At 72.0% G+C, this 1,574-nt stretch carries 2 protein-coding genes; one reads left to right on the top strand and one right to left on the bottom strand.

Going from position 1 to position 1,574, the window contains the following annotated elements:
- Positions 1-48 precede the first annotated feature (48 nt).
- Positions 49-543 carry an inorganic diphosphatase gene (locus ACWF94_RS40285; protein ID WP_108151010.1) on the bottom strand — a complete coding sequence of 165 codons (495 nt, stop codon included), beginning with the start codon at positions 541-543 and terminating at the stop codon, positions 49-51.
- Positions 544-725: 182 nt separating this feature from the next.
- Between ACWF94_RS40285 and ACWF94_RS40280 the strand changes: the two genes are divergently transcribed.
- On the top strand, positions 726-1,574 hold an 849-nt coding region (locus tag ACWF94_RS40280; RefSeq protein ID WP_453500234.1), incomplete at its 3' end, for a D-alanyl-D-alanine carboxypeptidase.

The raw sequence follows: 1,574 nt of genomic DNA, 5'->3' as shown, positions 1-1,574 counted from the left end.
ACCCCCTAAGGGTGTCCCGCCCGCTGTGGCCGTCCGGTGGGGGTGCGGTCAGTGCGCGCCGCCCTGCGCCTCCAGGCGCTTGTACGATGCCTCGATCTCGGCCTCGGCCTCGGTGCGGCCGACCCAGTTCGCCCCCTCGACGGACTTGCCGGGCTCCAGGTCCTTGTAGACCTCGAAGAAGTGCTGGATCTCCAGGCGGTCGAACTCGGAAACATGGTGGATGTCCCGCAGGTGCTCGACACGCGGGTCCGACGCCGGAACGCAGAGCAGCTTGTCGTCGCCGCCCGCCTCGTCGGTCATCCGGAACATCCCGATGGCGCGGCACTTGATCAGGCAGCCCGGGAAAGTCGGCTCGTCAAGAATGACGAGGGCGTCCAGCGGGTCCCCGTCCTCGCCCAGCGTGTTCTCTACGAAGCCGTAGTCGGCCGGGTAGCTGGTCGAGGTGAAGAGTCGACGGTCCAGGCGGATCCGACCCGTTTCGTGGTCCACCTCGTACTTGTTCCGCGAACCCTTCGGGATCTCGATGGTGACGTCGAACTCCACGGGTGGCTCCTCCATGATCAACACATCCGTCGGTGATGCTGTGCCCTTCCGGGCGATATCCCCCCGGACCCCCAGCCGGACGGCTTTGCCGCCGACCGGGGTGCCATGTTCGCGGCAAGACGCAGTTCTGGTGATTAAGTGTCCCTCACGCAGATGGATGATCGCGAAAGGGGCTGGTCGAGGTGCCGGCGCTCAGAACGTGGCAGCTCGCGACGGGCGCCGCCGTCGTGGGGCTGGCCCTCGCCGCGGGAGCGGTGGCCGCGGCCGGTCCCTGGGACTCGGGACAGCGTAAGGCCGAAAAGCGCTGGGCAGCCGCCCGGAGTTCACAGGGTGGCGCAGATCACCACAAGCCGGGACCCGGGGAACCGGCCCCGGCGCCCAGCGCACCCGGTGTCCTCGCCGCGCTCGGCTCCTCAGGGGCCACCCCGCACGCCGACGGCAAGGCCGTCCCGGGCCTGGGCAAGGAGCTGGGCCCGCTGCTCGCCGACCCCGGCCTCGGCCCGGTCCGTACGGCGTCCGTCGTCGACGTCGCCACCGGGCGGCAGCTCTACGGGCAGGGCGAGGCGAAGGCGATGACCCCCGCCTCCACCATCAAGATCGCCACCGCCGTGGCCGCCCTGGCCGCCCTCGGCCCCGACCACCGCATCGCCACCGGCGTCGTCGCGAGCCCCGACGGCGGGACCGTCACGCTGGTCGGCGGCGGTGACGCGAGCCTGCGGACCGCCGGTCTCGAAAGCCTCGCCGGACGTACGGCGAAGGCCCTGAGGGAGCGCGGCGTCACCTCCGTACGGCTGCGGTACGACACCTCGCTCTACCGGGGGCCCGGGCGCCACACCATCGGCGTGAACGGCAATATCGCGCCGGTCACCGCGCTGATGGTCGACCAGGGCCGCGTCGACGCCACCTCCACCGGGGACGCCGAACGCAGCACCGACCCGGCGCGGGACGCCGCCGGCGCCTTCGGGGCGCTGCTGGCCCGCCAGGGGGTGAAGGTCACCGGCGACCCCGCCCCCGGCCGGTCCGCGCGGGGA

The sequence above is a fragment of the Streptomyces sp. NPDC055078 genome (genome assembly GCF_053607985.1).
Note: the sequence above shows the minus strand (reverse complement) of the source record. Positions and strands in the feature narration are given on the sequence as shown.